The sequence below is a fragment of the Kluyvera sp. genome, from assembly GCF_047971185.1.
GTDB lineage: Bacteria > Pseudomonadota > Gammaproteobacteria > Enterobacterales > Enterobacteriaceae > Kluyvera.
Genome location: NZ_JBKDZH010000038.1, coordinates 1 through 25433, shown reverse-complemented (window position 1 = coordinate 25433; position 25433 = coordinate 1). Strand labels below are relative to the sequence as shown.

Annotated in this window: 20 protein-coding genes and 2 pseudogenes; 12 read left to right on the top strand and 10 right to left on the bottom strand. The window is 56.0% G+C overall.

What is annotated here, in order from left to right; all coding sequences use genetic code 11:
• Window positions 1-61: 61 nt before the first annotated feature.
• From celB to ACK5JN_RS10945, 4 genes are all read left to right on the top strand, one after another.
• The gene (gene celB / locus ACK5JN_RS10960; RefSeq protein ID WP_416870207.1) at window positions 62-1378 is read left to right on the top strand and encodes a PTS cellobiose transporter subunit IIC; all 1317 of its coding nucleotides are present in this window, start codon (window positions 62-64) and stop codon (window positions 1376-1378) included.
• Between the two features lie 6 nt (window positions 1379-1384).
• Window positions 1385-2338, top strand: a complete 954-nt coding sequence (locus tag ACK5JN_RS10955) for a N(4)-(beta-N-acetylglucosaminyl)-L-asparaginase (RefSeq protein ID WP_416870206.1) — start codon at window positions 1385-1387, stop codon at window positions 2336-2338.
• A 3-nt stretch (window positions 2339-2341) separates the two neighbouring features.
• Complete coding sequence (locus tag ACK5JN_RS10950; protein ID WP_416870205.1) at window positions 2342-3799, top strand: leucyl aminopeptidase family protein; 1458 nt, start codon at window positions 2342-2344, stop codon at window positions 3797-3799.
• 242 nt (window positions 3800-4041) lie between these two features.
• The gene (locus tag ACK5JN_RS10945; protein ID WP_416870204.1) at window positions 4042-4380 is read left to right on the top strand and encodes an anti-adapter protein iraM; all 339 of its coding nucleotides are present in this window, start codon (window positions 4042-4044) and stop codon (window positions 4378-4380) included.
• A gap of 2 nt (window positions 4381-4382) precedes the next feature.
• On the opposite strand, the gene ACK5JN_RS10940 is transcribed toward ACK5JN_RS10945, so the two are convergent.
• From ACK5JN_RS10940 to bglK, 5 genes are all read right to left on the bottom strand, one after another.
• Entirely contained in the window at window positions 4383-5084 is a 702-nt protein-coding gene (locus ACK5JN_RS10940) for a DnaA inactivator Hda (protein ID WP_074398749.1), read from the bottom strand.
• Between the two features lie 96 nt (window positions 5085-5180).
• Complete coding sequence (gene uraA / locus ACK5JN_RS10935; RefSeq protein ID WP_416870203.1) at window positions 5181-6470, bottom strand: uracil permease; 1290 nt, start codon at window positions 6468-6470, stop codon at window positions 5181-5183.
• Between the two features lie 84 nt (window positions 6471-6554).
• Window positions 6555-7181 (bottom strand): uracil phosphoribosyltransferase, encoded by a 627-nt coding sequence (gene upp / locus ACK5JN_RS10930; protein ID WP_416870202.1) that lies wholly within the window; start codon window positions 7179-7181, stop codon window positions 6555-6557.
• Between the two features lie 186 nt (window positions 7182-7367).
• The gene (locus tag ACK5JN_RS10925; RefSeq protein ID WP_416870201.1) at window positions 7368-8798 is read right to left on the bottom strand and encodes a 6-phospho-beta-glucosidase; all 1431 of its coding nucleotides are present in this window, start codon (window positions 8796-8798) and stop codon (window positions 7368-7370) included.
• Window positions 8799-8810: 12 nt separating this feature from the next.
• Window positions 8811-9701 (bottom strand): beta-glucoside kinase BglK, encoded by an 891-nt coding sequence (gene bglK / locus ACK5JN_RS10920; RefSeq protein ID WP_416870200.1) that lies wholly within the window; start codon window positions 9699-9701, stop codon window positions 8811-8813.
• A gap of 286 nt (window positions 9702-9987) precedes the next feature.
• Here bglK and purM point away from each other — a divergent pair, with 286 nt between their 5' ends.
• The 4 genes from purM to ppx all read left to right on the top strand — a co-directional run bounded on the left by purM (window position 9988) and on the right by ppx (window position 15470).
• On the top strand, window positions 9988-11025 hold the full coding sequence (gene purM / locus ACK5JN_RS10915; RefSeq protein ID WP_065355898.1) for a phosphoribosylformylglycinamidine cyclo-ligase: 1038 nt from the start codon (window positions 9988-9990) through the stop codon (window positions 11023-11025).
• Window positions 11026-11667 carry a phosphoribosylglycinamide formyltransferase gene (gene purN, locus ACK5JN_RS10910; RefSeq protein ID WP_416870199.1) on the top strand — a complete coding sequence of 214 codons (642 nt, stop codon included), beginning with the start codon at window positions 11026-11028 and terminating at the stop codon, window positions 11665-11667.
• Between the two features lie 191 nt (window positions 11668-11858).
• The gene (ppk1, locus tag ACK5JN_RS10905; RefSeq protein WP_416870198.1) at window positions 11859-13919 is read left to right on the top strand and encodes a polyphosphate kinase 1; all 2061 of its coding nucleotides are present in this window, start codon (window positions 11859-11861) and stop codon (window positions 13917-13919) included.
• A 3-nt stretch (window positions 13920-13922) separates the two neighbouring features.
• Entirely contained in the window at window positions 13923-15470 is a 1548-nt protein-coding gene (ppx, locus tag ACK5JN_RS10900) for an exopolyphosphatase (RefSeq protein ID WP_416870197.1), read from the top strand.
• Here the strand turns inward: ppx and ACK5JN_RS10895 are convergent.
• A pseudogene (locus tag ACK5JN_RS10895) lies at window positions 15423-17704 on the bottom strand (EAL domain-containing protein). The gene ppx and the pseudogene ACK5JN_RS10895 sit on opposite strands and share 48 nt — an antisense overlap.
• A 351-nt stretch (window positions 17705-18055) precedes the next feature.
• On the opposite strand from ACK5JN_RS10895, the gene ACK5JN_RS10890 reads away from it, so the two are divergent.
• Window positions 18056-18259: a YfgG family protein gene (locus tag ACK5JN_RS10890; protein ID WP_416870196.1), complete on the top strand. Its 204-nt coding sequence runs from the start codon at window positions 18056-18058 to the stop codon at window positions 18257-18259.
• Between the two features lie 315 nt (window positions 18260-18574).
• A complete protein-coding gene (gene mscS, locus ACK5JN_RS10885) occupies window positions 18575-19453 on the top strand; it encodes a small-conductance mechanosensitive channel MscS (protein ID WP_416870195.1) in 879 nt (292 codons plus the stop codon).
• Here the strand turns inward: mscS and ACK5JN_RS10880 are convergent.
• Window positions 19450-20368 (bottom strand): annotated as a pseudogene (locus ACK5JN_RS10880) (LysR family transcriptional regulator). The gene mscS and the pseudogene ACK5JN_RS10880 sit on opposite strands and share 4 nt — an antisense overlap.
• A 72-nt stretch (window positions 20369-20440) precedes the next feature.
• On the opposite strand from ACK5JN_RS10880, the gene ACK5JN_RS10875 reads away from it, so the two are divergent.
• Both ACK5JN_RS10875 and ACK5JN_RS10870 read left to right on the top strand, forming a co-directional pair.
• On the top strand, window positions 20441-21634 hold the full coding sequence (locus tag ACK5JN_RS10875) for an MFS transporter (RefSeq protein WP_416870244.1): 1194 nt from the start codon (window positions 20441-20443) through the stop codon (window positions 21632-21634).
• Window positions 21635-21639: 5 nt separating this feature from the next.
• A complete protein-coding gene (locus ACK5JN_RS10870; protein ID WP_416870194.1) occupies window positions 21640-22155 on the top strand; it encodes a GNAT family N-acetyltransferase in 516 nt (171 codons plus the stop codon).
• A 45-nt stretch (window positions 22156-22200) separates the two neighbouring features.
• Here the strand turns inward: ACK5JN_RS10870 and ACK5JN_RS10865 are convergent, their stop codons facing one another.
• The 3 genes from ACK5JN_RS10865 to guaA form a co-directional block, all read right to left on the bottom strand.
• Window positions 22201-23667, bottom strand: coding sequence for a hypothetical protein (locus ACK5JN_RS10865; RefSeq protein ID WP_416870193.1), 1467 nt, complete (start codon window positions 23665-23667; stop codon window positions 22201-22203).
• A 95-nt stretch (window positions 23668-23762) separates the two neighbouring features.
• On the bottom strand, window positions 23763-24065 hold the full coding sequence (locus ACK5JN_RS10860) for a hypothetical protein (protein ID WP_416870192.1): 303 nt from the start codon (window positions 24063-24065) through the stop codon (window positions 23763-23765).
• Between the two features lie 215 nt (window positions 24066-24280).
• A partial coding sequence (guaA, locus tag ACK5JN_RS10855; RefSeq protein ID WP_416870191.1) for a glutamine-hydrolyzing GMP synthase occupies window positions 24281-25433 on the bottom strand: 1153 nt, incomplete at its 5' end.

The following is a 25433-nucleotide window of genomic DNA, read 5'->3' as shown; positions in this document are numbered from 1 at the left end:
CCTTCGTCGTTTTCTATTACATAACACACACAATGTCCGTTAATCTTATACGGAGTTCACAATGAACAATGTTCTGGGATTTTTAGAAGAGAAATTGATGCCGATTGCGGCGAAAACCGCACAGCAACGTCATCTCGGCGCCATCCGCGGCGCGTATGTTTCCTTTATGCCGTTTATTATCGTCGGCTCCATCCTGCTGGTGATCTCATCGTTCCCGAATCAGGGCTATCAGCAGTTTATGTCCAGCACCTTCGGCGCCAGCTGGAGCGCTATTATCGAGATTCCGTTTAACGCGGTCTTCTCCACCATGTCGCTGTTTATCAGCTTCCTTGTCGCCTACCGCCTGGCCGAGCACTACGGCGATGACAAAATTTCCAGCGGCATTCTGGCGCTGGTCTGCTTCCTGATCCTGACGCCGTTTATTAAGGTCGCCGAAAACGGCGGCATTACCGTCATGCCGGTAGAGTGGATCGGCACCAAAGGTCTGTTCGTCGCCATGATTGGTTCGCTGCTGTGGACCGAGCTGTTCTGCTGGCTGAAGCGCAAAAAGCTGGTCATTAAAATGCCGGAAGGCGTGCCGCCGGCGGTGCAGGAATCCTTCGCCGCACTGATCCCCGCGCTGGTGGTGATGATTCTGGTGCTGGCGATTCGTATTGGTTTTGAGAACACCCACTACAACACTATTCACCAGTTTATTTATGACGTCGTCGCGACCCCGGTGCGCCACTTCGGCACCTCTTACTTCGGCGCGCTGATGACGGTGTTCAGCATCACCATTCTTTGGTCCGTTGGGATCAACTCCGGTTCAATGGTCAACGGCATCATCCGCCCGCTGTGGATGGAAAACCAGACCGACAACATCGCCGCCATTCAGGCGGGCGTCACGCCGCCGCACATTATTACCGAGCAGTTCTTCGACATGATCTGGATGGGTGGCGCAGGGGCCACGCTGTCGCTGGTCATCGCGATGCTGATTTTCGCCCGCAGTAAAAATATGCGCGAAGTGGCGCGGCTGGGCGCGGGCGCCTCCATCTTTAACATCAACGAACCGGTGCTGTTTGGCCTGCCGGTCATCATGAACCCGATCATGCTGATCCCGTTCAACCTGGTTCCGCTGGTGCTGGTCACCATCCAGTATCTGGCGATGAAAATCGGGGCGGTCGCGGTCACTACCGGGGTGTTTATCCCGTGGACGCTGCCGCCGGTCATCAGCGGCTTTATCGTGACCGGGCACATTTCCGGCAGCGTGATGCAAATCATTAACCTGCTGATCGGCGCGATGCTGTACCTGCCGTTCATGCGCATCGTCGATAAGCAGTACCGCAATGCGGAAATCAGTGCCGTTGAGGGATCCAGCACGCTAGCAAAACAGGAGTAACAGAGGATGTGGGGAATTATTGCAACCTGGCGTATGGCGCTGGAAGGGGTAGGCGAGTCGGCTTCCGCGCTGGCGGCCGGCAGCGCGGCAACAACGTCCGTGGTGGATGCGGTGGTCGCGGTGGAAGATTTTCCGTTCTATAAATCGGTCGGCTACGGCGGTCTGCCGACCGAAAACGGCGAGGTTGAGCTGGACGCCGCCTGGATGGACGGCGATACCCTGGCTTTTGGCGCGGTCGGCAATCTGATCGACATCGCCAACCCGGTGAAAGTGGCGCAGGCGCTGGGCCGCCAGCGCTATAACTCGCTGCTGGTCGGCCAGGGCGCGCGCGAATGGGCGTTGAGCCAGGGCTTTGCCGAGAAAAAGATGCTCACCGAACGGGCGATGCAGCACTACCGTAAACGCTGCCGCGAAACGCTGGATAAAGGGCTAAGCCCCTACGACGGTCACGATACCGTTGGCGTTATCGCCCTCGATATGCAGGGTTCGATGAGCGTCGCCACCTCCACCAGCGGCCTGTTTATGAAAAAGCGCGGGCGGATTGGCGACTCGCCGATTATCGGCTCCGGCTTCTACTGCGACAGCCAAATCGGCGCGGCTACCGCCACCGGCGTCGGTGAAGACCTGATGAAAGGCTGCACCAGCTATGAGATCGTTCGCCGCATGGAACAGGGCATGACCCCGCAGCAGGCGGCGGATTCGGTGGTGTACGAACTGGAAGACAAGCTGATGTCGCGCTTTGGCCGCGCGGGGGATCTCTCCGTGGTCTGCATGAACCGCAAGGGCGAGTTCGGCGCGGCAACCAACATCAAAACCTTCTCTTTCGTGGTAGCAACCGCCACGCAGCCGCTGACGGTGTTCCGCGCCGAGCGCGTGAAAGAGAAAACCCATTATCAGCCGGTGGACGACGCCTGGATGCAGGCTTATGCCGACCGTATCCGCGCCCCCATCGAGGAGTAAACGATGATTCACTACCGCTTAGTCACGGCGCTGTCCCGCGAGCAGGAACAGAGCCATCTCATCACCTGGCCCGACAGCCCCCTGCTCCAGCAAGAGGCGCTGCGCAACAACCCGCTGATCGCCGAGATGGCGGCGCGCGCGGCCCAGGGGCAACTGGCGGACACCTGCTTTGGCTGCGGGCCGTTCGCCCGTATCACGCTGGTGCCGCAAAGCGCCTGGCAGGATAGCCTGACCGACGCGCTGCTCACCTTCCTGCGCCCGCTGTTTGCCGCGCCGGTGTGCCGGGAAGTGCTGCTGGACTGCACGCACATTCACGATACGGTGCTGGCTAAAACCCTGCGTTTTCTGTTTAACCAGGCGCACCGGTTGACGGACCTCGGCTTAAAGAGCACCGCGCAGAGCGACGTGCGCCTGACGCACGTTCATGCCTACTGCCCGGCCTCTGAACTGGCGCGGCTGGAAACCCTGTTCAGCCAGCAGCAGGCCATCACCAACGGCATGATTGCCGCCCGCCGGCTGGCGGATATTCCCGCCGAACAGTGCTCGCCGCAGTTTGTGGTGGAAGAAGCTCAGCGCCTGTGCGCGGCCTTCCCTACCCTGCGCTGCGAAGTGCTGGATGAGCAAGAGATTGTTGATCAAGGCCTTGGCCTGCTGCACGCGGTAGGCAAAGGCGCCAGCCGCCCACCGCGCCTGCTGGCTATTCACTATGAAGGGGCCAGCCAGGGCCCGGTGCGCAGCTATGTGGGTAAAGGCGTCACCTTTGATACCGGCGGCCTGTGGCTGAAAGAAGGCGCGGGTATGTACACCATGAAGTACGACATGTGCGGCGCGGCCAACGTCCTGGGGCTGATGCTAAGTATCGCCGAGCTGGCGCTGCCGGTACGGGTGATGGGCGTACTGGCGCTGGCGGAAAACGCGATCGGCCCCGACGCGATGCAGCCGGGCAGCGTGGCGCGCGCCTGTAACGGTATGACGGTGGAGATCAACAACACCGACGCCGAAGGCCGGCTGGTGCTTTCCGACGCCATTGCCTGGGCCAGTCAGCGCCATGCGCAAACGCGCTATATCATCGATTTAGCCACCCTGACCGGTGCGGTGGTGAAAGCGCTGGGCTATGAGCTGAGCGGGCTGATGACGCAGGATAACGCGCTGCGTTCAGGCTTAACCGCCGCCGGGGAACAGAGCGGCGATGAAGTCTGGTCGCTGCCGCTGGATGCGCGGCTGATAAAGCAAACCGAGAGCGCGATTGCCGATCTGTGCAATACGCCGACCAATAACGCGGCGATCAGCGCCTCCGCCGCCTGGCTGCTGCACCACTTCTGCCCGGCGGATATTCCGTGGGCGCACCTTGACGTCAGCGGTACGGCACTGTGGCGCGAAGGCGGCAAAAGCGTGGCGTCCGGCAGGCCCATTCCACTGCTGATGCAGCACCTGCTTAACGATCTGTCCCTCACTCGCTAACCCCCTCCCGGCCGAGCATCGCGACGCCGGGTATTTCCCTTTCGATAAGCGCCGCTTAATCATCAGCCTTCTCTCTGAGCCACCCAGACGTAGCGCCTACCGCTGATAATGTTTGTCACTAACGTTCAGTTTTTGTTTATAAATCACTGTTTTTAAAAACTATTTAAACGGGAGTGACAGCCTTATCTGCATCGGTAATTCTGCGTTAACACAACGGAAAAACCTGACGATAAGGTGCGAAAATGAACTGGGATATTCAGAAATTCATTGTCTGCCCCGAGACCGGGACGATGTACAGTATGGCCATCAGCGCCAAAAACCTGCGGTTGATTCTGTGGTGTAAAGGCGACTATTTTTTACGTCAGGGTTCAGTGATGAACAACACGCCGTTTGGCATGGTGGTGAACGGGAAAGTCAGGAAGATTCAGGTGCTGCACGCCTTTCCCTATAGTCGCTCACTGTGGGACTATTTCACAGAGCGCACGCTTTGCCCCGGCAATACGCTGCCAGAGCTCCGGCGCTGCCCGCGCCAGATGATGTGCGCTTTTCAGCTTTGCCCCTACGGGGCGCAGGAAGCCTGAAACTAGAGCTTGAGGATCTCTTTAACAAACGGAATGGTCAGCTTGCGCTGGGCGGTGATGGAGGCGTGATCGAGCTGATCCAGCGTCTGGAACAAAGTACGCATTTCACGATCCAGACGCTTGAGCATAAAGCGGCAGACATCGTCCGGCATCTCAAAACCGCGCAGTCGGGCGCGCAGCTGCAATGCCTGTAATTTGTCTTCATCAGAGAGCGGCTGGAGCTTGTAGATTTGCCCCCAGTCAAGGCGCGAGGCGAGATCCGGCAGGCCAAGATTCAGCTGGCGCGGCGGGCGATCGCCGGTGATCAGCAGGCGCGTATTGCCGGATTCGAGAATGCGGTTGTAGAGGTTAAAGATCGCCATTTCCCACGGTTCGTCGCCCGCCACGCACTCGATATTATCAATGCAGACCAGCGAGAGCTGCTCCATCCCTTCCAGCACCTCCGGCACAAACCAGGTGCGCTTATCCAGCGGCACATAGCCAACCGCGTCGCCGCGCTGGGAGAGCTCAGCACAGGCCGCGTGCAGCAGATGGCTGCGCCCGGCGCCTTCACGCGCCCAGATATAGATGTATCCGCTATGTTCCTGCCGCAGCACGTTTTGCAGTGCAGCAAGTAAAGAAGGGTTATCGCCCGGGAAGAAACTCGCAAAGGTTTCGTCATCGGGAAGATAAAGTGGCAAAGAGAGCTGTGCCGGTGCGTTCAGAGGAGACCTCAACATGGGCTTACGAAAAAACGTAAAGAGTTTACCACAGAAATAACCGATCAGAGAACCGGGCGGCGATCCCGCCCGGCTTACGGATCACGACTTCGCGTCGTCGCTGTCCGCGGCGTCCAGCACCACTTCTTCCGGGCGCAGTACGCTGATGAGTTTGAAGATCAGGCTCAGGCAGATCCCGACGATGGTCGCCAGCGCCATGCCTTTCAGCTCGGCCGCGCCGATGTGCACCTTCGCGCCGCTGACGCCGATGATCAGGATAACGGAGGTCAGGATCAGGTTCTGCGCTTTGCTGTAATCCACTTTTGATTCGATCAGCACGCGAATACCGGACGCGCCGATGACCCCGTACAGCAGCAGAGACACGCCGCCCATCACCGGCAGCGGGATAATCTGGATGGCGGCCGCCAGCTTGCCGACGCAGGAGAGCAGAATCGCAATAATCGCCGCCCCGCCGATAACCCAGGTGCTGTAGACGCGGGTAATCGCCATCACGCCAATGTTTTCACCGTAGGTGGTGTTCGGGGTGGAGCCGAAGAAACCGGAAATCACCGTCGACAAACCGTTGGCAAACATCGAGCGATGCAGGCCCGGGTCGCGGATCAGGTCTTTCTTCACGATGTTCGCCGTGACCACCAGGTGGCCCACGTGCTCGGCAATCACTACCAGCGCCGCAGGCAGAATGGTGAAGATGGCAAACCACTCAAAGCGCGGGGTGTAGAAGGTTGGCAGCGCGAACCAGTGCGCCTGGGCAATCGGCGTGGTATCGACTACGCCCATCACGAAGGAGAGCGCGTAGCCCACCAGCACGCCGATCAGAATCGGGATAATCGCCAGGAAGCCGCGGAACAGCACCGAGCCGAACACGGTGACGCCCAGCGTGACCAGGGAAATAATGATGGTTTTGGTGTCCGCAGACTGACCGTCCGGCGGCAGCAGCCCCGCCATGTTGGCCGCCACGCCCGCCAGCTCCAGGCCGATGACCGCAACAATTGCGCCCATTGCCGCCGGTGGGAACATCACGTCCAGCCAGCCGGTACCCGCTTTCTTGACGATGAAGGAGACCAGGCAGAACAGCACGCCGCACATAATAAAGCCGCCCAGCGCCACTTCGTAGCCTAACGGCAGCAGCAGCAGAACCGGCGAGATAAAGGCAAAGCTCGAACCGAGATAGGCCGGGATTTTCCCTTTACAGATGAACAGATACAGCAGGGTCCCGATGCCGTTGAACAGCAGCACGGTCGCCGGGTTAATGTGGAACAGCACGGGCACCAGCACGGTTGCGCCAAACATGGCGAATAAATGCTGCAAACTTAGCGGGATGGTCTGTAAAAGTGGTGGTCTCTCACTTACCCCAATTGCGCGGCGCGTCATTGTGTTTTTCCTCTGTGTTATTAGTCAGGTTTTTTTATTCAAAAAAAAGCCGACTATCAAAGTCGGCTCTTTTTATTTTTTCGTTTACTTCGTACCAAAAATCTTATCGCCGGCATCGCCGAGGCCCGGGATGATGTATCCCTGCTCGTTCAGGCCCTGATCGATAGAAGCGGTGTACAGCTCAATATCCGGATGCGCCTTTTCCAGCGCCGCGATGCCTTCCGGCGCGGCAACCAGCACCAGTACCTTAATGCTGGTGCAGCCCGCTTTTTTCAGCAGGTCGATGGTGGCGATCACGGAACCGCCGGTGGCGAGCATCGGGTCAACGATCAGCGCCATACGCTCATCGATGTTGGAAACCAGCTTCTGGAAGTACGGTACCGGCTCCAGCGTCTCTTCGTCGCGGTACATACCGACCACGCTGATACGCGCGCTTGGGACGTTTTCCAGCACGCCGTCCATCATGCCCAGGCCTGCGCGCAGGATCGGCACAACGGTAATTTTCTTACCTTTGATCTGGTCGATTTCTACCGGGCCGTTCCAGCCTTCGATAGTCACTTTTTCCGTTTCCAGACCGGCGGTGGCTTCATAAGTCAGCAGGCTACCGACTTCGGAGGCGAGTTCACGGAAGCGTTTGGTGCTAATGTCGTTCTCACGCATCAGGCCCAGCTTGTGTTTGACGAGTGGGTGTTTAACTTCCACAATCTTCATTCTCTTTCTCCTTTGAATAGGGCAGCCACAAAAAAAATCGCGGGATTATACCGCTTTTTTTCGACTGCGCCATACCTATGATGATTGACCAGGATCAAGCAAAGCGGCGAATGGAGCACCAGTCAGTATAAGACAGGATAAAAATAAACCCCGACTCGCGGGGTTTTATTTCGTCTATTCAGCGAGTTAAAGCTCGCTTCCGTTGGTCGCAATCACCTTTTGATACCAGGCAAAAGATTTTTTGCGGCTGCGCGCCAGCGTACCGTTGCCTTCGTTGTCCTTATCGACATAGATAAAGCCGTAGCGCTTTTTCATCTCGCCGGTGCCGGCGGAAACCAGGTCGATACAGCCCCACGGGGTGTAGCCCATCAGATAGACGCCGTCCTCCACCACCGCCTTTTTCATTTCGGCGATGTGCGCGGAGAGGTAGTCAATGCGGTACTGGTCGTTCACCGTGCCGTCGCTCTCCATCACGTCGATAGCGCCAAAGCCGTTTTCAACGATAAACAGCGGCAGCTGATAGTGGTCGTAGAACCAGTTCAGCGAGTAGCGCAGGCCTACCGGGTCAATCTGCCAGCCCCAGTCCGATTTCTGCACGTACGGGTTAGAGACCAGGCTGGTGGTTTCGTCGTAATCAAGCTGCGGGTTATCGTCGGTCGCTTTGGTGGCGAACGACATATAGTAGCTGAAGCCGATATAGTCGACGCAGCCCTGGGTCAGCGCCTGACGGTCTTCCTCGGTGATATCGAGTTCAAAACCGCGACGCTCGAAGTAGTTCAGCAGGTGCTGCGGATATTTGCCGCGCACGTGCACGTCGGTGAACCAGTAGCGGCGATGCATGGCGTTCATGGCCATCATCATATCGTTCGGCGCGCAGGTTAGCGGGTAAATCGGGCACATGGCGATCATACAGCCGACCTGCAGCGCCGGGTTAATCTCACGGGCCGCCTTCACCGCCAGGGCGCTGGCCACCAGCTCGTAGTGCGCCGCCTGATACATCACCGGCTCACGATCTTCACCCGGCAGGTACTTCAGGCCAGAGTTGGTAAACGGCGCAAAATCTTCGTGGAAGTTGGCCTGGTTGTTGATTTCATTGAACGTCATCCAGTACTTCACTTTGTGCTGGTAACGGGTAAATACCACTTCGGCGAAACGCACGAAGAACTCAATCAGCTTACGGTTGCGCCAGCCGCCGTATTCGGTGACCAGATGGTACGGCATCTCGAAGTGCGACAGGGTGATCACCGGTTCGATGCCGAGCTTCAGGCACTCATCAAACAGATCGTCATAGAATTGCAGCCCGGCTTCGTTCGGCGTCAGCTCGTCGCCGTTAGGGAAAATACGCGTCCAGGCAATAGAGGTACGGAAGCATTTATAGCCCATCTCAGCGAACAACTTCAGATCGTCTTTATAGCGATGGTAAAAGTCGATGGCTTCGTGGTTAGGGTAGTTTTTCCCCGGCAGGACGCCGTCGGTGATTTCACGCGGTACGCCGTGCGCGCCAGCGGTCATCACATCCGCCACGCTCACGCCCTTACCGCCTTCTTTCCAGCCACCTTCCAGTTGATGTGCCGCTACCGCGCCGCCCCAGAGAAACCCCGTTTTAAATCCAGACATATCTTTCCCTCGTTAATCAGTAAGTTGTCGCTGCGAATAGTGCTGATTGAAATGGTAAACCGCGCCGATCAGCCCGGCGTCGTTGCCGTGGCTGACGGTATCGATGTAGTCGGCAATGCCAAACCAGGCCAGGTGCTCGCGCATCAGCGCCAGAAAACCCGGGCGCTCGACGATGCCGCCGCCGATGAGAATGGTCTGCGGATCAAACAGATTCACCAGGTTGTAGAGCCCGGTGCCCAAGCCGTTGAAAAACTCGGCCACCAGCCGCTGGCAAACGGCGTCGCCCGCGTCAAAACGGTCAAATATCTCTTCGCCGGTGACCTCTTCCAGTGCTTTACCCAAATGCTGCGCATAGCGATAGCGCAGCACGCGCAGGGTGCTGTTTTCATTCATCGAGTAACGGCGCACATCGCGGGAACCTGGCTTTTCGGTTTGCATATAGCCAAACTCACCGGCGCGAAAGCGCGCGCCGTGCACCAGTTGGTTATTGCAGAAAATCGCGCCGCCGATGCCGGTACCGATGGTCAGCACCAGGAAATCGGACAGGTCCGCGCCTTTGCCCTTCCAGCGCTCGGCCAGCAGCACGCAGTTGGCATCGTTCTCAATGGCGACGGGCTGCCCGGAACGCTCTTCCAGCCAATCTTTGATGGCAAAGTTGTCAAAGCGGCGGATAGCGCCGCCCATTTCTATATAGCCGGTATGCGGGTTAACGTAGCCCGGCGCGCTGATGGCCACACCTTCACACTCCGGGTGGTCGTTCATCCAGCCTTCCATCGCCGCGAGGATTTGATCGCCGTCGCTGTTGCTGATTGGCTGTTTCCATTTTTCCAACAGCTCGCCGCTGTCGGTAACGACGCCCATTTTTAACGCCGTTCCCCCAATATCAAAGGCAGCAATTTTCATTCCTTTCAATCCCTTCTGGCCGTATTTAGATCTGCTACCGGACGCGACGAAATAAAACAGAAACCGGTTTCAGTGACATGATGTGGATTCATTCAGAAGGATGCAAGGACAAGGGAATACCCGCGTTCATTTTCGTGAGCAGTATCATATTTGACCAATTTATTGATGGAAACGCGGGAAAATCTACGAGCAAAAAATTGGGTGCAGAATAGGCTCGCAAACGTTTGCCTTGGCTGATAGAATTGCGCCGATTTTTCTTGCTATCGCAATTGCGTGGAGACTTGCAGTGACCGACAAAACCTCTCTCAGCTACAAAGATGCCGGTGTTGATATTGACGCAGGAAACGCTCTGGTTGACCGTATCAAAGGGGTGGTGAAGAAAACGCGCCGTCCGGAAGTGATGGGTGGATTAGGCGGTTTCGGCGCCCTGTGTGCGCTGCCGCAAAAATATCGTGAACCGGTGCTGGTGTCCGGCACTGATGGCGTTGGCACGAAATTGCGTTTAGCGATGGATTTAAAACGCCATGACACCATCGGCATCGACCTGGTGGCCATGTGCGTGAACGACCTGGTGGTTCAGGGCGCCGAGCCGCTGTTCTTCCTCGACTACTACGCCACCGGTAAGCTGGACGTCGACACCGCGGCAAGCGTGATCAACGGCATCGCCGAAGGCTGTCTGCAATCGGGCTGCGCGCTGGTCGGCGGGGAAACCGCTGAAATGCCGGGCATGTACCACGGCGAAGACTACGACGTGGCCGGTTTCTGCGTCGGCGTGGTCGAAAAATCCGAAATCATCGACGGCAGCAAGGTGGCCGACGGCGACGTGCTGATCGCGCTGGGCTCCAGCGGCCCGCACTCCAACGGCTACTCGCTGGTGCGCAAAATTGTTGAGGTCAGCGGCTGCAACCCGGACACCACGATGCTGGAAGGCAAAACCCTGGCCGACCACCTGCTGGCGCCGACCCGCATCTACGTTAAATCAATTCTTGAGCTGATTGCCAACGTAGACGTGCACGCAATTGCCCACCTGACCGGCGGCGGCTTCTGGGAAAACATCCCGCGCGTCCTGCCGGACAACACTCAGGCGGTGATTGATGAATCCTCCTGGCAGTGGCCGGCGGTGTTCAACTGGATGCAGGATGCCGGTAACGTCAGCCGTCACGAAATGTACCGCACCTTTAACTGCGGCGTTGGCATGGTTATCGCGCTGGCGGCGGACCAGGCGGACAAAGCGATTGCCCTGATGAACGAAAAAGGTGAAAACGCGTGGAAAATCGGCTATATCAAAGCCACTGATTCCGAACAGCGTGTGGTCATCGAGTAAATGAAAAACATCGTGGTGCTGATTTCCGGCAACGGCAGCAACTTACAGGCCATTATTGATGCCTGCGAGCAGAAAAGGATCCACGGCACCATCCGGGCGGTATTCAGCAATAAGGCCGACGCGTTCGGCCTTGAACGCGCCCGCGCGGCGGGTATCCCCCCGCACGCGCTGTCTGCCAGCCAGTTCGCCAGCCGTGAAGCATTCGATCGCGAGCTGATGCACGAGATTGACGCCTACGCGCCCGACGTCGTGGTGCTGGCCGGCTATATGCGTATCCTCAGCGCCGAATTCGTTCAGCACTATCAGGGGAAGCTGCTCAATATCCACCCTTCCCTGCTGCCGAAGTATCCGGGCCTCAATACGCACCGCCAGGCGCTGGAAAACGGCGACGCCGAGCACGGCACGTCGGTGCACTTCGTCACCGAGGAGCTGGACGGCGGGCCGGTCATTTTGCAGGCCAGAGTGCCGGTGTTTGACGGCGATGATGAAGACGATATCACCGCGCGGGTGCAGGCGCAGGAGCACGCGATTTATCCGCTGGTGGTAGGCTGGTTCCTTGATGGCCGCCTGAAGATGCAGGATAACCACGCCTGGCTCGACGACATTCCGCTGCCGCCTGCGGGTTATGCCGCAGAAGAGTAAATCATGCAGCCCGGCGTAACATCGTTCGCCGGCGACCTTAAAAAGAGGGCCTTTAAGGCCCTCTTTTTTATGCAAACCAGGATAACTGTCATACTAAGATGACACAGTTGGACATAACCCGGCAAAGCTAGCAATATAAACAGTGAGACGACTTTGCCGCGTCCCGTGAATTAACCGGAGTGTGAGTAGTAATGGGTCAGGAAAAACTGTACATCGAAAAAGAACTGAGCTGGTTGTCCTTCAACGAGCGCGTCCTTCAGGAAGCGGCAGATAAAAGTAACCCGCTGATTGAGCGCATGCGTTTTCTGGGGATCTACTCCAACAACCTCGACGAATTTTATAAGGTCCGCTTTGCGGAGCTGAAGCGTCGCATCATCATCAGCGAAGAACAGGGCGTGACCACACATTCCCGCCACCTGTTGAGTAAAATCCAGGCTCGGGTGCTGAAGGCCGATCAGGAGTTTGATGGTCTGTACAACGAGCTGCTGCTGGAGATGGCGCGCAACCAAATCTTCCTGATTAACGAACGCCAGCTGTCGGTCAACCAGCAGGGCTGGCTGCGTCATTACTTTAAACAGCATCTGCGCCAGCACATTACGCCCATTCTGCTGAACCGCGAAACCGATCTGGTGCAGTTCCTTAAGGACGATTACACCTATCTGGCGGTTGAAATTATCCGTGGCGATGAGATCAACTACGCGCTGCTGGAAATCCCTTCCGATAAAGTGCCGCGTTTCGTCAACCTGCCGCCGGAAACGCCGCGCCGCCGTAAGCCAATGATCCTGCTGGATAACATTCTGCGCTACTGCCTGGACGATATCTTCAAAGGCTTCTTCGACTACGACGCGCTCAACGCCTACTCCATGAAGATGACCCGTGACGCCGAGTACGATCTGGTGCACGAAATGGAGTCGAGCCTGATGGAGCTGATGTCTTCCAGCCTCAAGCAGCGTCTGACCGCCGAGCCGGTGCGCTTTGTCTATCAGCGCGACATGCCGGACGCGATGGTGGAAATGCTGCGTAAAAAGCTGACCATCTCCCGCTATGATTCGATTGTGCCGGGCGGACGCTACCACAACTTCAAAGACTTTATCGGCTTCCCGAACGTCGGGAAGGCCAACCTGGTCAATAAACCGCTGCCGCGCCTTCGCCATCTGTGGTTCGATAAGTTCCGCAACGGCTTCGACGCCATCCGCGAACGCGACGTGCTGCTCTACTATCCGTACCACACCTTTGAACACGTGCTGGAGCTGCTGCGCCAGGCGTCGTTCGACCCAAGCGTGCTGGCGATCAAAATCAACATCTACCGCGTGGCGAAAGACTCGCGCATTATCGATGCCATGATCCACGCGGCGCACAACGGCAAAAAAGTGACGGTGGTGGTCGAGCTGCAGGCGCGTTTCGACGAAGAGGCCAACATTCACTGGGCGAAGCGCCTTACCGAGGCGGGCGTGCACGTGATTTTCTCCGCGCCGGGGCTAAAAATTCACGCCAAGCTGTTCCTCATCTCGCGTAAAGAAGGCGATGACGTGGTGCGCTACGCCCACATCGGCACCGGTAACTTTAACGAGAAAACCGCGCGTATTTACACCGACTACTCGCTGCTGACCGCCGACGCGCGCATCACCAACGAAGTGCGCCGGGTGTTTAACTTTATCGAGAACCCGTATCGCCCGGTGAGCTTCGACTACCTGCTGGTCTCACCGCAGAACTCGCGCCGCCTGCTGTACGAAATGATCGACCGCGAAATCGCCAACGCCCAGAACGGCATCGCGGCGGGGATCACCCTCAAGCTCAACAACCTGGTGGACAAAGGGCTGGTCGATCGCCTGTATGCGGCCTCCAGCTCCGGCGTGCAGGTGAACCTGCTGATCCGCGGGATGTGCTCGCTGATCCCGGAATTAGAAGGAATCAGCGACAATATTCGCGTCATTAGCATCGTGGACCGTTTCCTTGAGCACGACAGGATCTATATTTTCGAGAACGGCGGCGACAAACGCGTTTACCTCTCCTCCGCGGACTGGATGACCCGCAACATCGACTACCGTATTGAAGTGGCGACGCCGCTGCTCGACCCGCGTCTTAAACAGCGCATTCTCGATATTATCGAGATCCTGTTCAGCGACACGGTGAAAGCCCGCTTTATTGATAAAGAACTGAGTAATCGCTATGTTCCGCGCGGCAACCGCCGTAAGGTCCGCTCGCAGCAGGCGATCTACGATTACATCAAATCACTTGAACAACCTGACTAACCTATGCCAATAAAAAGCAAAGCACCCCGGCCGCAGGAATTTGCGGCGGTTGATCTTGGTTCGAACAGTTTTCACATGGTCATTGCGCGCGTCGTCGACGGCGCAATGCAGATCATCGGCCGCCTGAAGCAGCGCGTTCATCTGGCCGACGGTCTGGATGAGAACAACATGCTGAGCGAAGAGGCCATGGAACGCGGGCTGAGCTGCCTGTCGCTATTCGCCGAGCGACTACAGGGCTTCTCCCCTTCCAGCGTCTGTATCGTGGGCACGCACTCGTTACGTCAGGCGACCAACGCGACCGAGTTCCTCAAGCGCGCGGAAAAAGTGATCCCCTACCCGATTGAAATCATCTCCGGGAACGAAGAAGCCCGTCTGATTTTCATGGGCGTGGAGCATACCCAGCCGGAGAAAGGCCGTAAGCTGGTCATCGACATCGGTGGTGGCTCAACGGAGCTGGTGATTGGCGAAGACTTCGAGCCCAAGCTGGTGGAAAGCCGCCGCATGGGCTGCGTGAGCTTCGGCCAGCAGTTCTTCCTGGCCGGCACCATCAACCGCGAGAACTTCCAGCGCGCCCGCATGGCGGCGGTGCAGAAGCTGGAAACCCTGGCATGGCAGTTCCGCATTCAGGGCTGGAGCGTGGCGATGGGCGCCTCCGGTACCATTAAGGCGGCGCATGAAGTGCTGCTTGAGATGGGCGAGAAAGACGGCTTTATCACGCCGGAACGCCTGGAAAAGCTGGTGGAAGAAGTGCTGAAGTATAAAAACTTCAGTAGCCTGAGCCTGCCGGGCCTTTCCGAAGAGCGTAAAGGCGTGTTTGTACCGGGGCTGGCGATTCTCTGCGGCGTGTTCGACGCGCTGGCAATCAAAGAGCTGCGCCTGTCGGACGGCGCGCTGCGCGAAGGCGTGCTGTATGAGATGGAAGGCCGCTTCCGTCATCAGGACGTGCGTAGCCGCACCGCGCAAAGCCTGGCGAACCAGTACAACATCGACCGCGAGCAGGCCCAGCGCGTACTCGAAACCACGATGCAAATGTACGATCAGTGGCTGGAGCAGAACCCGAAGCTGGGCAACCCGCAGCTGAACGCGCTGCTGAAGTGGGCGTCGATGCTGCACGAAGTGGGGCTGAATATTAACCACAGCGGTATGCATCGCCATTCGGCCTACATTCTGCAAAACAGCGATCTGCCCGGCTTCAACCAGGAGCAGCAGTACCTGATGGCAACCCTGGTGCGTTTCCACCGTAAGGCCATTAAGCTCGACGAGCTGCCGCGCTTTACGCTGTTTAAGAAGAAGCAGTTCCTGCCGATGATCCAGCTGCTGCGCCTGGGCGTGCTGCTGAACAACCAGCGTCAGGCGACGACGACGCCACCGACGCTGAAGCTCACGACCGAAGCCAACCACTGGACGCTCTGCTTCCCGCACGACTGGTTTACCCAGAACGCGCTGGTGCTGCTCGATCTGGAAAAAGAGCAGGAGTACTGGGAGAGCGTCACCGGCTGGTTGTTAAAAATCACCGAGGAGCGTGCCCCCGACGAGGTTGTCGCGGCCTGATTCACGGCTTTCGTACTCTGCCGCCGCCAGCTCCTCAAGGGGAGCTGGCTTACCAATGCCGTACCCCTGCAGGTAATCAATCCCCAGCGCAATCGCCGCCTGGCGAATCTCTTCGTTCTCCACGTACTCCGCCACCACCTGCATTTTCTTCATCCGCGCCAGATGGCAAATCGACGCCACTATCTGGTAGTCCATACTGCTGGTAGCAATATTACGAATAAAGCTACCGTCAATCTGAGGATATCGGCGCTGATGTGCTTAAGCCGCGCATAGCTGGCATAGCCGGTACCAAAGTCATCGATGGCCACCCGACAGCCCAGATCCTGAAGCTCGTGCAGGGTGCGGCGCGCCTGCTCCACGTTAACCAGCGAATGGCTTTCGGTGATTTCAAACACCAGCTGCCACGCCTCAATGCCGTGCTCTTCCAACAGCTGCGCCACCTGACGAGCAAAGCCCAGGCCGCTGGCCGTTGACGGCGCGAGGTTCAGCGCCAGGCGCATACCGGGGTGAGTCGCCCGGCGGCGTGCCATAAAGCGCAGGGTATTTTCCAGCACCCACAGGTCGATACGCGAGGCCATACCAAACTCATGGGCCACCGGCAGGAACAGCGTCGGCGAGATCAGCTCATCATCATCGCCCAGCATGCGCAGCAGCACTTCGTGATAATCATCACCGCGGATACCGACGATTGGCTGGGCCATCAGGCGGAAGCGATCGTTTTCCAGCGCCTGTTGAACGCGGACCATCATCGCGATTTTGTCTTTCAGCTCCTGCTGGAGATGCTGCGCGCCTCTGCGCTCAAGGTTTTCCGGACGATCGGTCACCAGCGACAGTTCAGCGACCGTATTCAGCTCGCCCAGCATCAGCGAGAGATGCGATATTGGCGACTGAATGTAGCAGTAGCTCAGGCCAATCTGCGGCTGTAGCGGCATACCGTTCCAGCTGTAGCGGAACATTTTCAGGCGCGCATAGAGATCGTCAATGCGCTCTTTGTAGGACTCGGTGTGCAGCATCACCGCCAGATCGCTGCCGGTTAGCTGATACACGCCTTCTCCGGGACGCAGCACCTCGTTAAGGTACTCCGCCAGATTCTGCTTGTAGTTAATACGCAGCATGATGCCGTAATGGCGCGTTAACATTTCCAGATCCGGCATACGCAGGAAGCACAGTACCGACCACGGCGCTTTGTTAATCGCCCGACTCAGGGCGCGCATGTTCGGCAAATTCACCACCGGGTCGATAAAGGCCATACGCCTCACCCGCTCGTGAATGGCCCGCTGGCGGCTGGAGAGCATCGCCATATAGGCGATGATAAATGAGAACACCAGGAAGCTGGAGGAGGTAATCGCCAGCTGTACGCTGTAGCCTGCGGTGCGCGGCACGTAGTGATAGTGGTAATGAATGGCCACGATCAGCAGCAGCGTCCAGACCACCGAGATAAAACGGTAGCCGAAGCGCATCGCCCCCCACAGCATCACCGGCAGCAGCAATGAAATGGTGTAGTTAGTGCTAAAAATGGTGCTGGCGTTGTTCAGCGGGCTCATCAGCATGGAGAAAATCCCCAGCACCACCGCAATCCACACCACCATTTCATACCATTTAACCTTGGGGTCAAAGTCGCGGTGCACCTGGGAGATAAAGCTGCGAATATAGTAGGGGTTGCGGATTAACCTGATCAGCAGATAGCACATCGGCACCCCGGTCAGGTAGCCCATTAGCAGCGACTGATAGTTAATCAAGTTGCGCTGGGTCAGCGGCGAGGTCCACTGCGCTTCGCTGAGGCTCGGGTACACCCCGATATACAGCGTAAACTGGAGCAGGAACATAAACAGCGTTGCCGGGATAAACATCTGCCAGAACAGCCTATGCGCCATAAGCCGCGTGTCGCCGTGCGACACCATCTTCCGCCCACCGTTGAAATACTGGTAGCCGGCCCACGCCACCAGCGTAGGAATGAGAAACTGCAGCATCAGCCCAATTTCTTCTACCATGTACAGATCGCGCGTCAGGTAGCAGTTGATACCGATAATCATGCCCGGCAGCGCTTTCCAGCCGAAAAACAGCATCATACACAGCAGAAACGGCAGCGGCAGATAATAAAGGTAGGTCTTGCCGCCGTCCACATAGGTGTACGTATTAGCAAATTTAATTATTGGCAATATCAGAAGCGGCAATATCAGCGGGAGACCCCACCAGCAATCGCGATATTGCTTATATATTTTACAGAAGTTCATAGATGCTCTATAGATACCCCAAATCCTGCTGGGTATTTTCAGACAGGCATCCAACCTGGCTTAGGAGTCCGCAGAAGAAGGCAACCCGCGGGTATGGCGAGAATTTTAGTTATTGGTTACGAATGAAGTTTGATGTGAGTCAAGAAACCGCGTACATAAAATTAATAATTTCCTTTTCTTTGCCATTTGTTCAATTCCCAAATTATATTTGTGAATACGAATAATATCTTATATAACATTAATTAATGTTTTATCTGACGGTTTTTTACATTCCCGTCAATTGACCCGTGCGCCACTCTGTGCCTTAATGTATAAATCGCCCGTCTATGGGTATTGCTAAAGGACCCCTTTGTGAGCCAGGTTACCAGCCTACGAAAACGACACCGATTTAACAGTCGAATGACCCGGATCGTACTGCTTATCAGTTTCCTCTTCTTCTTCGGACGCTTCGTCTACTCCTCTATCGGTGCGTGGCATCACCACCAGGACAAAAAAGAATCCCAGCAGAGCAGCCTGTCGCAACAGACTCCCCCCGCGCAAACCGACGAACGTTAATCGCCCGTAAGATTCCTTAGCGAATGGCTAAGTCGCCGTTTAACCATCCGCTAAGGGATCTGCACTACAGCGCATCGCCTGCCGTCAATGCGCAAAAAATCGCTTCCCGCACGAATACACAAAATTTTCTTTTCGCATCGCCGCACCATTCGCGCTGTTTTTTTACGCTCTTGATAAATGAGCGGAAAAAAGGCAATAAGCGCTCAAATAATCGCTAATGCATACCTCCTTAGAGATATAAATCGCAAATATATAGATATTTTATATATCTTTATTTGATTTTTTCGTCATTCTTTTAAATAGACAGGGTTCACGATGACCAGCTTTACCTTATTTCCGAAAATAAAAAATGCGTTCGAATGGATGGCTGGCCACAGCGATGCGGTTATTCAATTTGGCTGGAATCTGGTTGCGGCCATTATTCTGCTGTTCGTCGGTAAAGCAATCTCCCGCCTGCTCTCTCGCGGGCTGGAAAAGCTACTGCTCAAGCGTAAGGTTGATATTACCATCGTCCAGTTTTTCACCGCGATGGTACGCTACATCACGCTCGCGTTTTTTGTCGTGGCCGCACTGGGTCGTGTCGGGATTGAAACCTCGTCCATCATCGCGGTCATCGGCGCTGCGGGCCTGGCGGTAGGCCTGGCGCTTCAGGGGTCGCTCTCTAACTTTGCCGCGGGCGTGCTGCTGGTTTCCTTGCGCCCCTTCCGCGCCGGAGAAGTGGTACAGATTGGCGCCATGACCGGCACGGTAGAAAAGGTCCATATTTTCTCCACCACGCTGCTGACGGGCGATAGCAAAGAGGTGGTGATCCCCAACGGCAAAATCATCGCCGACAATATCATCAACTACTCGCGCCATCCGTTCCGTCGTATCGACCTGGTGATTGGCGTAGGCTACCAGAGCCGCATTGCCGACGTGAAGCGCGTGATTAATCAGCTGATTGAACAGGACGCTCGAATCGACCGTAAACGCGGCGTCACCGTCCGTCTCGGCGAGCTGGCCGCCTCATCGCTGAACTTTTACGTGCGGGTGTGGGTACGCAACGCAGATTACTGGGACACCTATTACGATATGCTGGAAAACATCAAAGAGGCGCTGGACGCCAATCATATCGACCTGCCCTATCCGCAGATGGATATTCGCGTTGAGAACGTAACGGCCGCTGCGCATCCACAGCTTCAGCTGGTGGATTAATCCCGAGGGCACGAGGGTGCCCTTTGCAACAGCTTCACTAACTCAGCAATCCCTTTACTGAGGATCTTATCCTGGCGCATCACCACCGCCAGTTGGCGGTGCAAAAGTGGCGCCAGCGAACTGACGTGCAGCCCTTCACGATCTCGGGGCGCCTCAACCGCCATACGCGGAATAATACTGTAACCCAGCCCGGCAGCCACCATGCGCTTTATCGCTTCAATACTGCCCAGTTGCATCACCGGCCGAACGTCTACGCCAGCGCGCTGGAACCAGCCGTCAATCAGACTACGCGTGCCGCTTCCTTGCTCGAACGCAATAAGCGGTAGATTCTGTAAAACAGCAGGTGTGACCGCTGGTGCCTGTTGCGTCGCGGCGATAATTAGCACAAATTCTTCTCGTTGAACCGCCATGACTTCCAGACTACGCCCGCTAGCGGGTAAGGTGACCAGCCCCAAATCGAGCCGATTCTCTTCTAGCGCCCGCACGATATCCGGCGTATTGCCAGTGGTGACTCCTACCGTCAGCAGCGGATAACGCTCACGTAGTTCCTGCAGGATAGGCGGCAACAGATGAATGCACGCCGTAGCCCCGGTGCCCAACGAAATCTCGCCGCTCACCTGCTCGCTGCATTCGTTTACCGACTGCACGGCTTCATTCACTGCCTGTTCAATCCGCTCGCCGTGCAGCAACAACGCCATTCCTGCCGCCGTCGCCTTTACACCGCGCCCGGTACGCTCAATCAACCTTGCCTGTAAGAACTGTTCAAGCTGGCGCACCTGAAGACTCACCGCTGGCTGAGAGAGACCCAGCGCGTCAGCCGCCGCCGAAAAGCTGCCGCGCTGTATCACCAGGCGGAAGGTTGCCAGATATCCCAGATTCAGGGTTGTCATGCAAAGTTTCTCTTATCAGGGTCATAAACGAAGGGCTCTGCCAGCACAATAGCGTGAGCGTTATGCTGCCAGCAACTGCATAACTGACGAGAATATGATGAAAACACCTCCCGCCCCCCTTTCTGTTACCCTTGCCGCTGGAGGCAACCAGCTGATTAACTGGGGGATCTCGTTTTATATGCCTGGCACTTTGGCCTGCGCGATTACGCAAGATACCGGCTGGGCAGCGACGCATATCTATTTCGGCCTGACGCTAGCCATGCTGGTCATGGCGCTACTTTCACCATGTGTCGCTCGCCTGCTGGCACATTTTGGCGGCCAGCGTGTGGTGATAGGCGGCACCATGCTGATTGCCGCAGGCTGCCTCCTGATGTCGCTCATACACACCTTGCCGGGCTGGTACTGTGCCTGGATACTGACCGGCATCGGCATGCGGTTGGCGCTGTACGATGGCCTGTTTGCCGCGCTGGTGAACCTCTACGGCCAGAGAGCCAGACCGACCATTTCCCGCGTCACCTTAGCCGGCGGGCTAGCCTCCGCGCTATTCTGGCCGCTGGGTAGTGCATTACTCACGATAACCGACTGGCGACACGCGCTGCTGGTGTACAGCCTGCTCGGTTTTCTTAGCGCCCTGATTCTCATCCCAATGCCCAACCAAAAACTGCCGCCAGTGAGCCCACGCTGCCCCAACGCCCCCCTCTCCCGCGACGGGCATATTGGCTGGCTTTACGCTGCACTGATTGCCATCGTGACCTTTATCTCTAATGGTACCTCAACGCATCTGCCGGAGTTTATCGCTGCCCACGGCCTCCCCATCGTCGTGGGTATTCTGTGGGGCGTCGGGCAGACCGGCGCGCGCTTTCTTGAAGTCGCCTCCGGCTCAGTGTTAACGCCCATCAGACTGACGCTGCTCACGGTCTTTTTCATACCGCTGTGCTTTGCATTGGGCATCAGCAGCACACATATTGGCTGGGCGGCCGGAGGATTTGTCCTCGGATACGGCGCAATCAACGGTTTGACCACGGTATTCAAGGCCACCCTGCCACTTCAACTGTTCGCCGCTGAAGACTATGCCCGCCGCACTGGCATATTGCTGATCCCCGCCCAACTGCTGGCCGCCGCCTCACCGTTTGCCTACGCCTGGCTAAATCAGATGCTGGGTATGCAGGGAAGTCTTACCGTATCCGCTGCTCTCGCCGTGATCGCCGCTGGGCTGGCGGTGACCATTGCGCTATGCCAGACTGCTCGCATAACCAAAAACAACGATCAACACGCTTCACGACAAGGATAACCCCCATGCACCTGCAAACTGAACGCTTGAGCCTCCGTCCAGCGGCGGCTAGCGATCTCGACGCGTTGTACCGCATCTACGGCGATCCGGCGACCAACACCTTTAACCCGGCGGGCCCGCACCCGAATATCGAACACTCTCGCCGCATTCTGGCCGGGTGGCTTGCACATCGCGATGCTCACGGCTTCGGCAACTGGGCGTTCAGCCTGCGGGAGACGCCCGAGCGGATCATCGGTTTTGGCGGGCTGCGCATCGTCGAATATCCCTTCGGGACGGTGAATAACCTGGGCTACCGCTTTGCTCCCGAAGCGTGGGGAAAAGGGTTAGCGACGGAATTTGCCCTGGCGGCGGTGGATTATGCCTTTACAACGTTAAGGCTCGAAGAGATCGTCGGGATCGTGCGCAAGAATCATCTGGCGTCGCAAAAGGTGCTGCTGAAGTGTGGGTTGAAGCTGTTCAGGGAAATTGACGATGTGCCGGGGGCGGAGCCGAGTCTAATATTTATACGACACCGCTGCTAACCCAGCCCAAGTAACACAAAAAAGAAACGCGGCTCAAAACGAGCATTATGTAGACTTCATGCCGATGCGCGTAAAAACTAAAGCAGGTTCATTTTGTAATTGCGTCAGGCATTCATAAAGGCCCATTAATTCTTTTGTTGTGCGTCCCTTTACGGCATATAACAGAATCGCCTGATTGTGCAAACGGCGAATTTCAGTACCTCCGGCGTACTGCTCAATACCTTCAGCTAGCAAATCCCAATCACGATTGCCAAAGAAAACCAGACCATACGCTTTGAGTAGCACATCCCTGGCATGAATACTCAATGAATCGCCACGTTTAATCGATTGCCGGTCAGGAAAAATGGCATAAGATGCATTCTTCCCGACTGAGAACTCCCTATCGGTGCGAATTTTGCTATAAAAGGCCGCAGCCAATACCAATGCAAAAATAAATCGATTCTGCGACCCACCATGAATTTGTTGAGCTTGTTCCTTTGGTGTCATGGGAATAGAACCCCGCGACACAATGTATACCTCTTGCAGCTCACGGCTCAGATCTACAATGGTCTGAATATCTGAGTTTGTCATATGCTTGGCAAACTCAGTCCCACTCTGAATTAATTTGCCTCGGTAGCCAAACCAAGTCTGCATTATCGTGGAGATAGCATGTTCACACTCAGTTGGATTTAACGGCCCAAATTCTATAGGCACTTCCTGAATACCATACTGGTTTAACACGCGTAAAAAGTTGACCGTCATTTCCCGCGCCTCCACCCCTCGATTGTTCATCGCGGCGTACTCCAGCACAGCTTTGTTACACGACATATGTGCCGACAGTAAAGCAAGTAAGCTGTCCGGAGTAGTGAGATTGTTATTTCCATATGCGCAGCAACGGTCAATAAAGTAACTCATCTGCCTTACCGCAATAGCAGAGAATTTTTCTCGCATCGCTACGGGGGTGGTTTGAGCATCATCCAGCAACACTTCCTTCCGCCACAATTTATCCTGCTCCGCAACCATCGAATCCATCAAAAGTTCCAGATGATACAACATCAGACCAAATCGAGTTTCTCCAGAAAAGTGACCAGCCTCTCCCTCTGGTCCATCAACCCAGCTCAGCATTTCCTTATATGCTCGACGATCTGGCAGTGGAATATTATTGAACAATTCCTGCATCACATCTTTACGCACCTTCTGGTGCAAAATCGATTTATCCTCTTCAGCGCCCTCCCACATAATAGACAGCAAACGCAGAGACGCGGCAGAGCCAGTTTTATCAAGCTGCACCATTCCTTCCTGGCTCACGGACCAAAATGTATCAGGTAACGCGGCTAAAATTGCCTTTGTCCACTGGGAGTTAAGCTTAAGCGTCGCAGAGTTAGAAATATCAGAGAAACGCGCCAAATCATCATTAAACTTGTGATGTCGAATCCACGATCTTAGTTCACCCTTACGCTCCTTCTCCACGGATAAAATCGCCTCAATACGCGGTAAAATGCGTTTAGTTTCATATTCGAATAGCTTTCTCATAATATCCCCTCTGTCATGCATATCACAGGCAGCTATCGCGCAACGTTCGTACGCAATAACCGCCTGAATGAAATAACTAATCTTTGCCGAACCGATTATTTTTCCGCTAAAGGGTTAATATCGGACTTCTGCACACGGGGGGCTTTATCAGCACGTAGTTTATCTCGTGCCTTGCGGTTGCCCTGAAAACCATCATTATTCCACTTTAGCCGCTGAACTTCGAAGTTGGATAAAGAGAGGGCCTCCTCCTCCGTGGATACTTTTCCTTCCTGAATCAACACATTGGCCAAGGCATTTGCGTGAGCGAGCGCCCCAAACTCAGCGATTGATTTAACGCCGTGATAATGATTGTTACCGGCAGTGTACAAGCCTTTATAGGGGTTTTTCGGTGTAGTCATACTGACCTCCTGGTTGATGAGGAATTCAGTATCCCATAGAGATTATCCTGTATGGGTCACCTTCCCCCCGTTGTGCCCTGTTTAATGCTATATGTAATAAAAAACTAACTTCCACGCCCTATACAACAAAATACCGAGCAAAAAAAAAGTCCGCTGTTACGCGGACTTAGAAGGAGGTATATACTTTTACGCTCAGAGACTTACCAGACGCAAAATCATTCCCACTCAATCGTCGCTGGCGGCTTACCGCTGATGTCATACACCACGCGGGAAATACCGTTCACTTCGTTGATGATACGGTTAGACACGCGGCCTAAGAAGTCATACGGCAGGTGCGCCCAGTGCGCGGTCATAAAGTCGATGGTTTCCACAGCACGCAGGGAAACAACCCAGTCGTACTTACGGCCATCGCCCATTACGCCCACAGAACGGACCGGCAGGAATACGGTGAACGCCTGGCTGACTTTGTTGTACAGGTCAGCTTTGTGCAGCTCTTCAATGAAGATAGCGTCCGCGCGACGCAGCAGGTCGCAGTACTCTTTCTTCACTTCGCCCAGCACGCGCACGCCGAGACCCGGGCCCGGGAACGGGTGACGGTACAGCATGTCGTACGGCAGGCCCAGCTCCAGACCAATTTTACGCACTTCGTCTTTGAACAGCTCACGCAGCGGCTCCACCAGACCCATCTTCATCTCTTTCGGCAGGCCGCCCACGTTGTGGTGAGATTTGATGACGTGTGCTTTACCGGTCGCGGATGCCGCGGATTCGATCACATCAGGGTAGATAGTCCCCTGCGCCAGCCACTTCACGTCTTCCAGCTTCAGCGCTTCTTCGTCGAAGACTTCCACAAAGACGCGTCCAATGATTTTACGCTTCGCTTCCGGATCGTTTTCGCCCTTCAGCGCGCTCAGGAAGCGCTCTTCGGCTTCGACGTGCACGATGTTCAGGCCGAAACGGTCGCCGAACATATCCATCACCTGATCGGCTTCGTTCAGGCGCAGCAGGCCGTTATCCACGAAGACGCAGGTCAGGTTTTTACCAATGGCGCGGTGCAGCAGCATTGCGGTGACGGAGGAGTCAACGCCGCCGGACAGGCCGAGGATATCTTTGTCGTTACCCTCCTGCTCGCGGATGCGGAAAACGGCATCTTCGATGATTTTTGCCGGTGTCCACAGTGATTCGCAGCCGCAGATCTCCAGAACAAAACGCTCCAGCAGACGCTGGCCCTGACGGGTATGGGTCACTTCCGGGTGGAACTGCACGCCGTAGAAGCGTTTTTCTTCGTGCGCCATAATGGCGAATGGGCAGGTCTCGGTGCTGGCAACGGTCACGAAGCCTTCCGGGATCGCGGTCACTTTGTCGCCGTGG

Bases quoted from the DNA above. Each gene is read 5' to 3' on its own strand.
- celB (WP_416870207.1), top strand. From the start codon at position 62: ATGAACAATGTTCTGGGATTTTTAGAAGAGAAATTGATGCCGATTGCG.
- ACK5JN_RS10955 (WP_416870206.1), top strand. From the start codon at position 1,385: ATGTGGGGAATTATTGCAACCTGGCGTATGGCGCTGGAAGGGGTAGGC.
- ACK5JN_RS10950 (WP_416870205.1), top strand. From the start codon at position 2,342: ATGATTCACTACCGCTTAGTCACGGCGCTGTCCCGCGAGCAGGAACAG.
- ACK5JN_RS10945 (WP_416870204.1), top strand. From the start codon at position 4,042: ATGAACTGGGATATTCAGAAATTCATTGTCTGCCCCGAGACCGGGACG.
- uraA (WP_416870203.1), bottom strand. From the start codon at position 6,470: ATGACGCGCCGCGCAATTGGGGTAAGTGAGAGACCACCACTTTTACAG.
- upp (WP_416870202.1), bottom strand. From the start codon at position 7,181: ATGAAGATTGTGGAAGTTAAACACCCACTCGTCAAACACAAGCTGGGC.
- ACK5JN_RS10925 (WP_416870201.1), bottom strand. From the start codon at position 8,798: ATGTCTGGATTTAAAACGGGGTTTCTCTGGGGCGGCGCGGTAGCGGCA.
- bglK (WP_416870200.1), bottom strand. From the start codon at position 9,701: ATGAAAATTGCTGCCTTTGATATTGGGGGAACGGCGTTAAAAATGGGC.
- purN (WP_416870199.1), top strand. From the start codon at position 11,026: ATGAAAAACATCGTGGTGCTGATTTCCGGCAACGGCAGCAACTTACAG.
- ppk1 (WP_416870198.1), top strand. From the start codon at position 11,859: ATGGGTCAGGAAAAACTGTACATCGAAAAAGAACTGAGCTGGTTGTCC.
- ppx (WP_416870197.1), top strand. From the start codon at position 13,923: ATGCCAATAAAAAGCAAAGCACCCCGGCCGCAGGAATTTGCGGCGGTT.
- mscS (WP_416870195.1), top strand. From the start codon at position 18,575: ATGACCAGCTTTACCTTATTTCCGAAAATAAAAAATGCGTTCGAATGG.
- ACK5JN_RS10875 (WP_416870244.1), top strand. From the start codon at position 20,441: ATGAAAACACCTCCCGCCCCCCTTTCTGTTACCCTTGCCGCTGGAGGC.
- ACK5JN_RS10870 (WP_416870194.1), top strand. From the start codon at position 21,640: ATGCACCTGCAAACTGAACGCTTGAGCCTCCGTCCAGCGGCGGCTAGC.
- ACK5JN_RS10865 (WP_416870193.1), bottom strand. From the start codon at position 23,667: ATGAGAAAGCTATTCGAATATGAAACTAAACGCATTTTACCGCGTATT.
- ACK5JN_RS10860 (WP_416870192.1), bottom strand. From the start codon at position 24,065: ATGACTACACCGAAAAACCCCTATAAAGGCTTGTACACTGCCGGTAAC.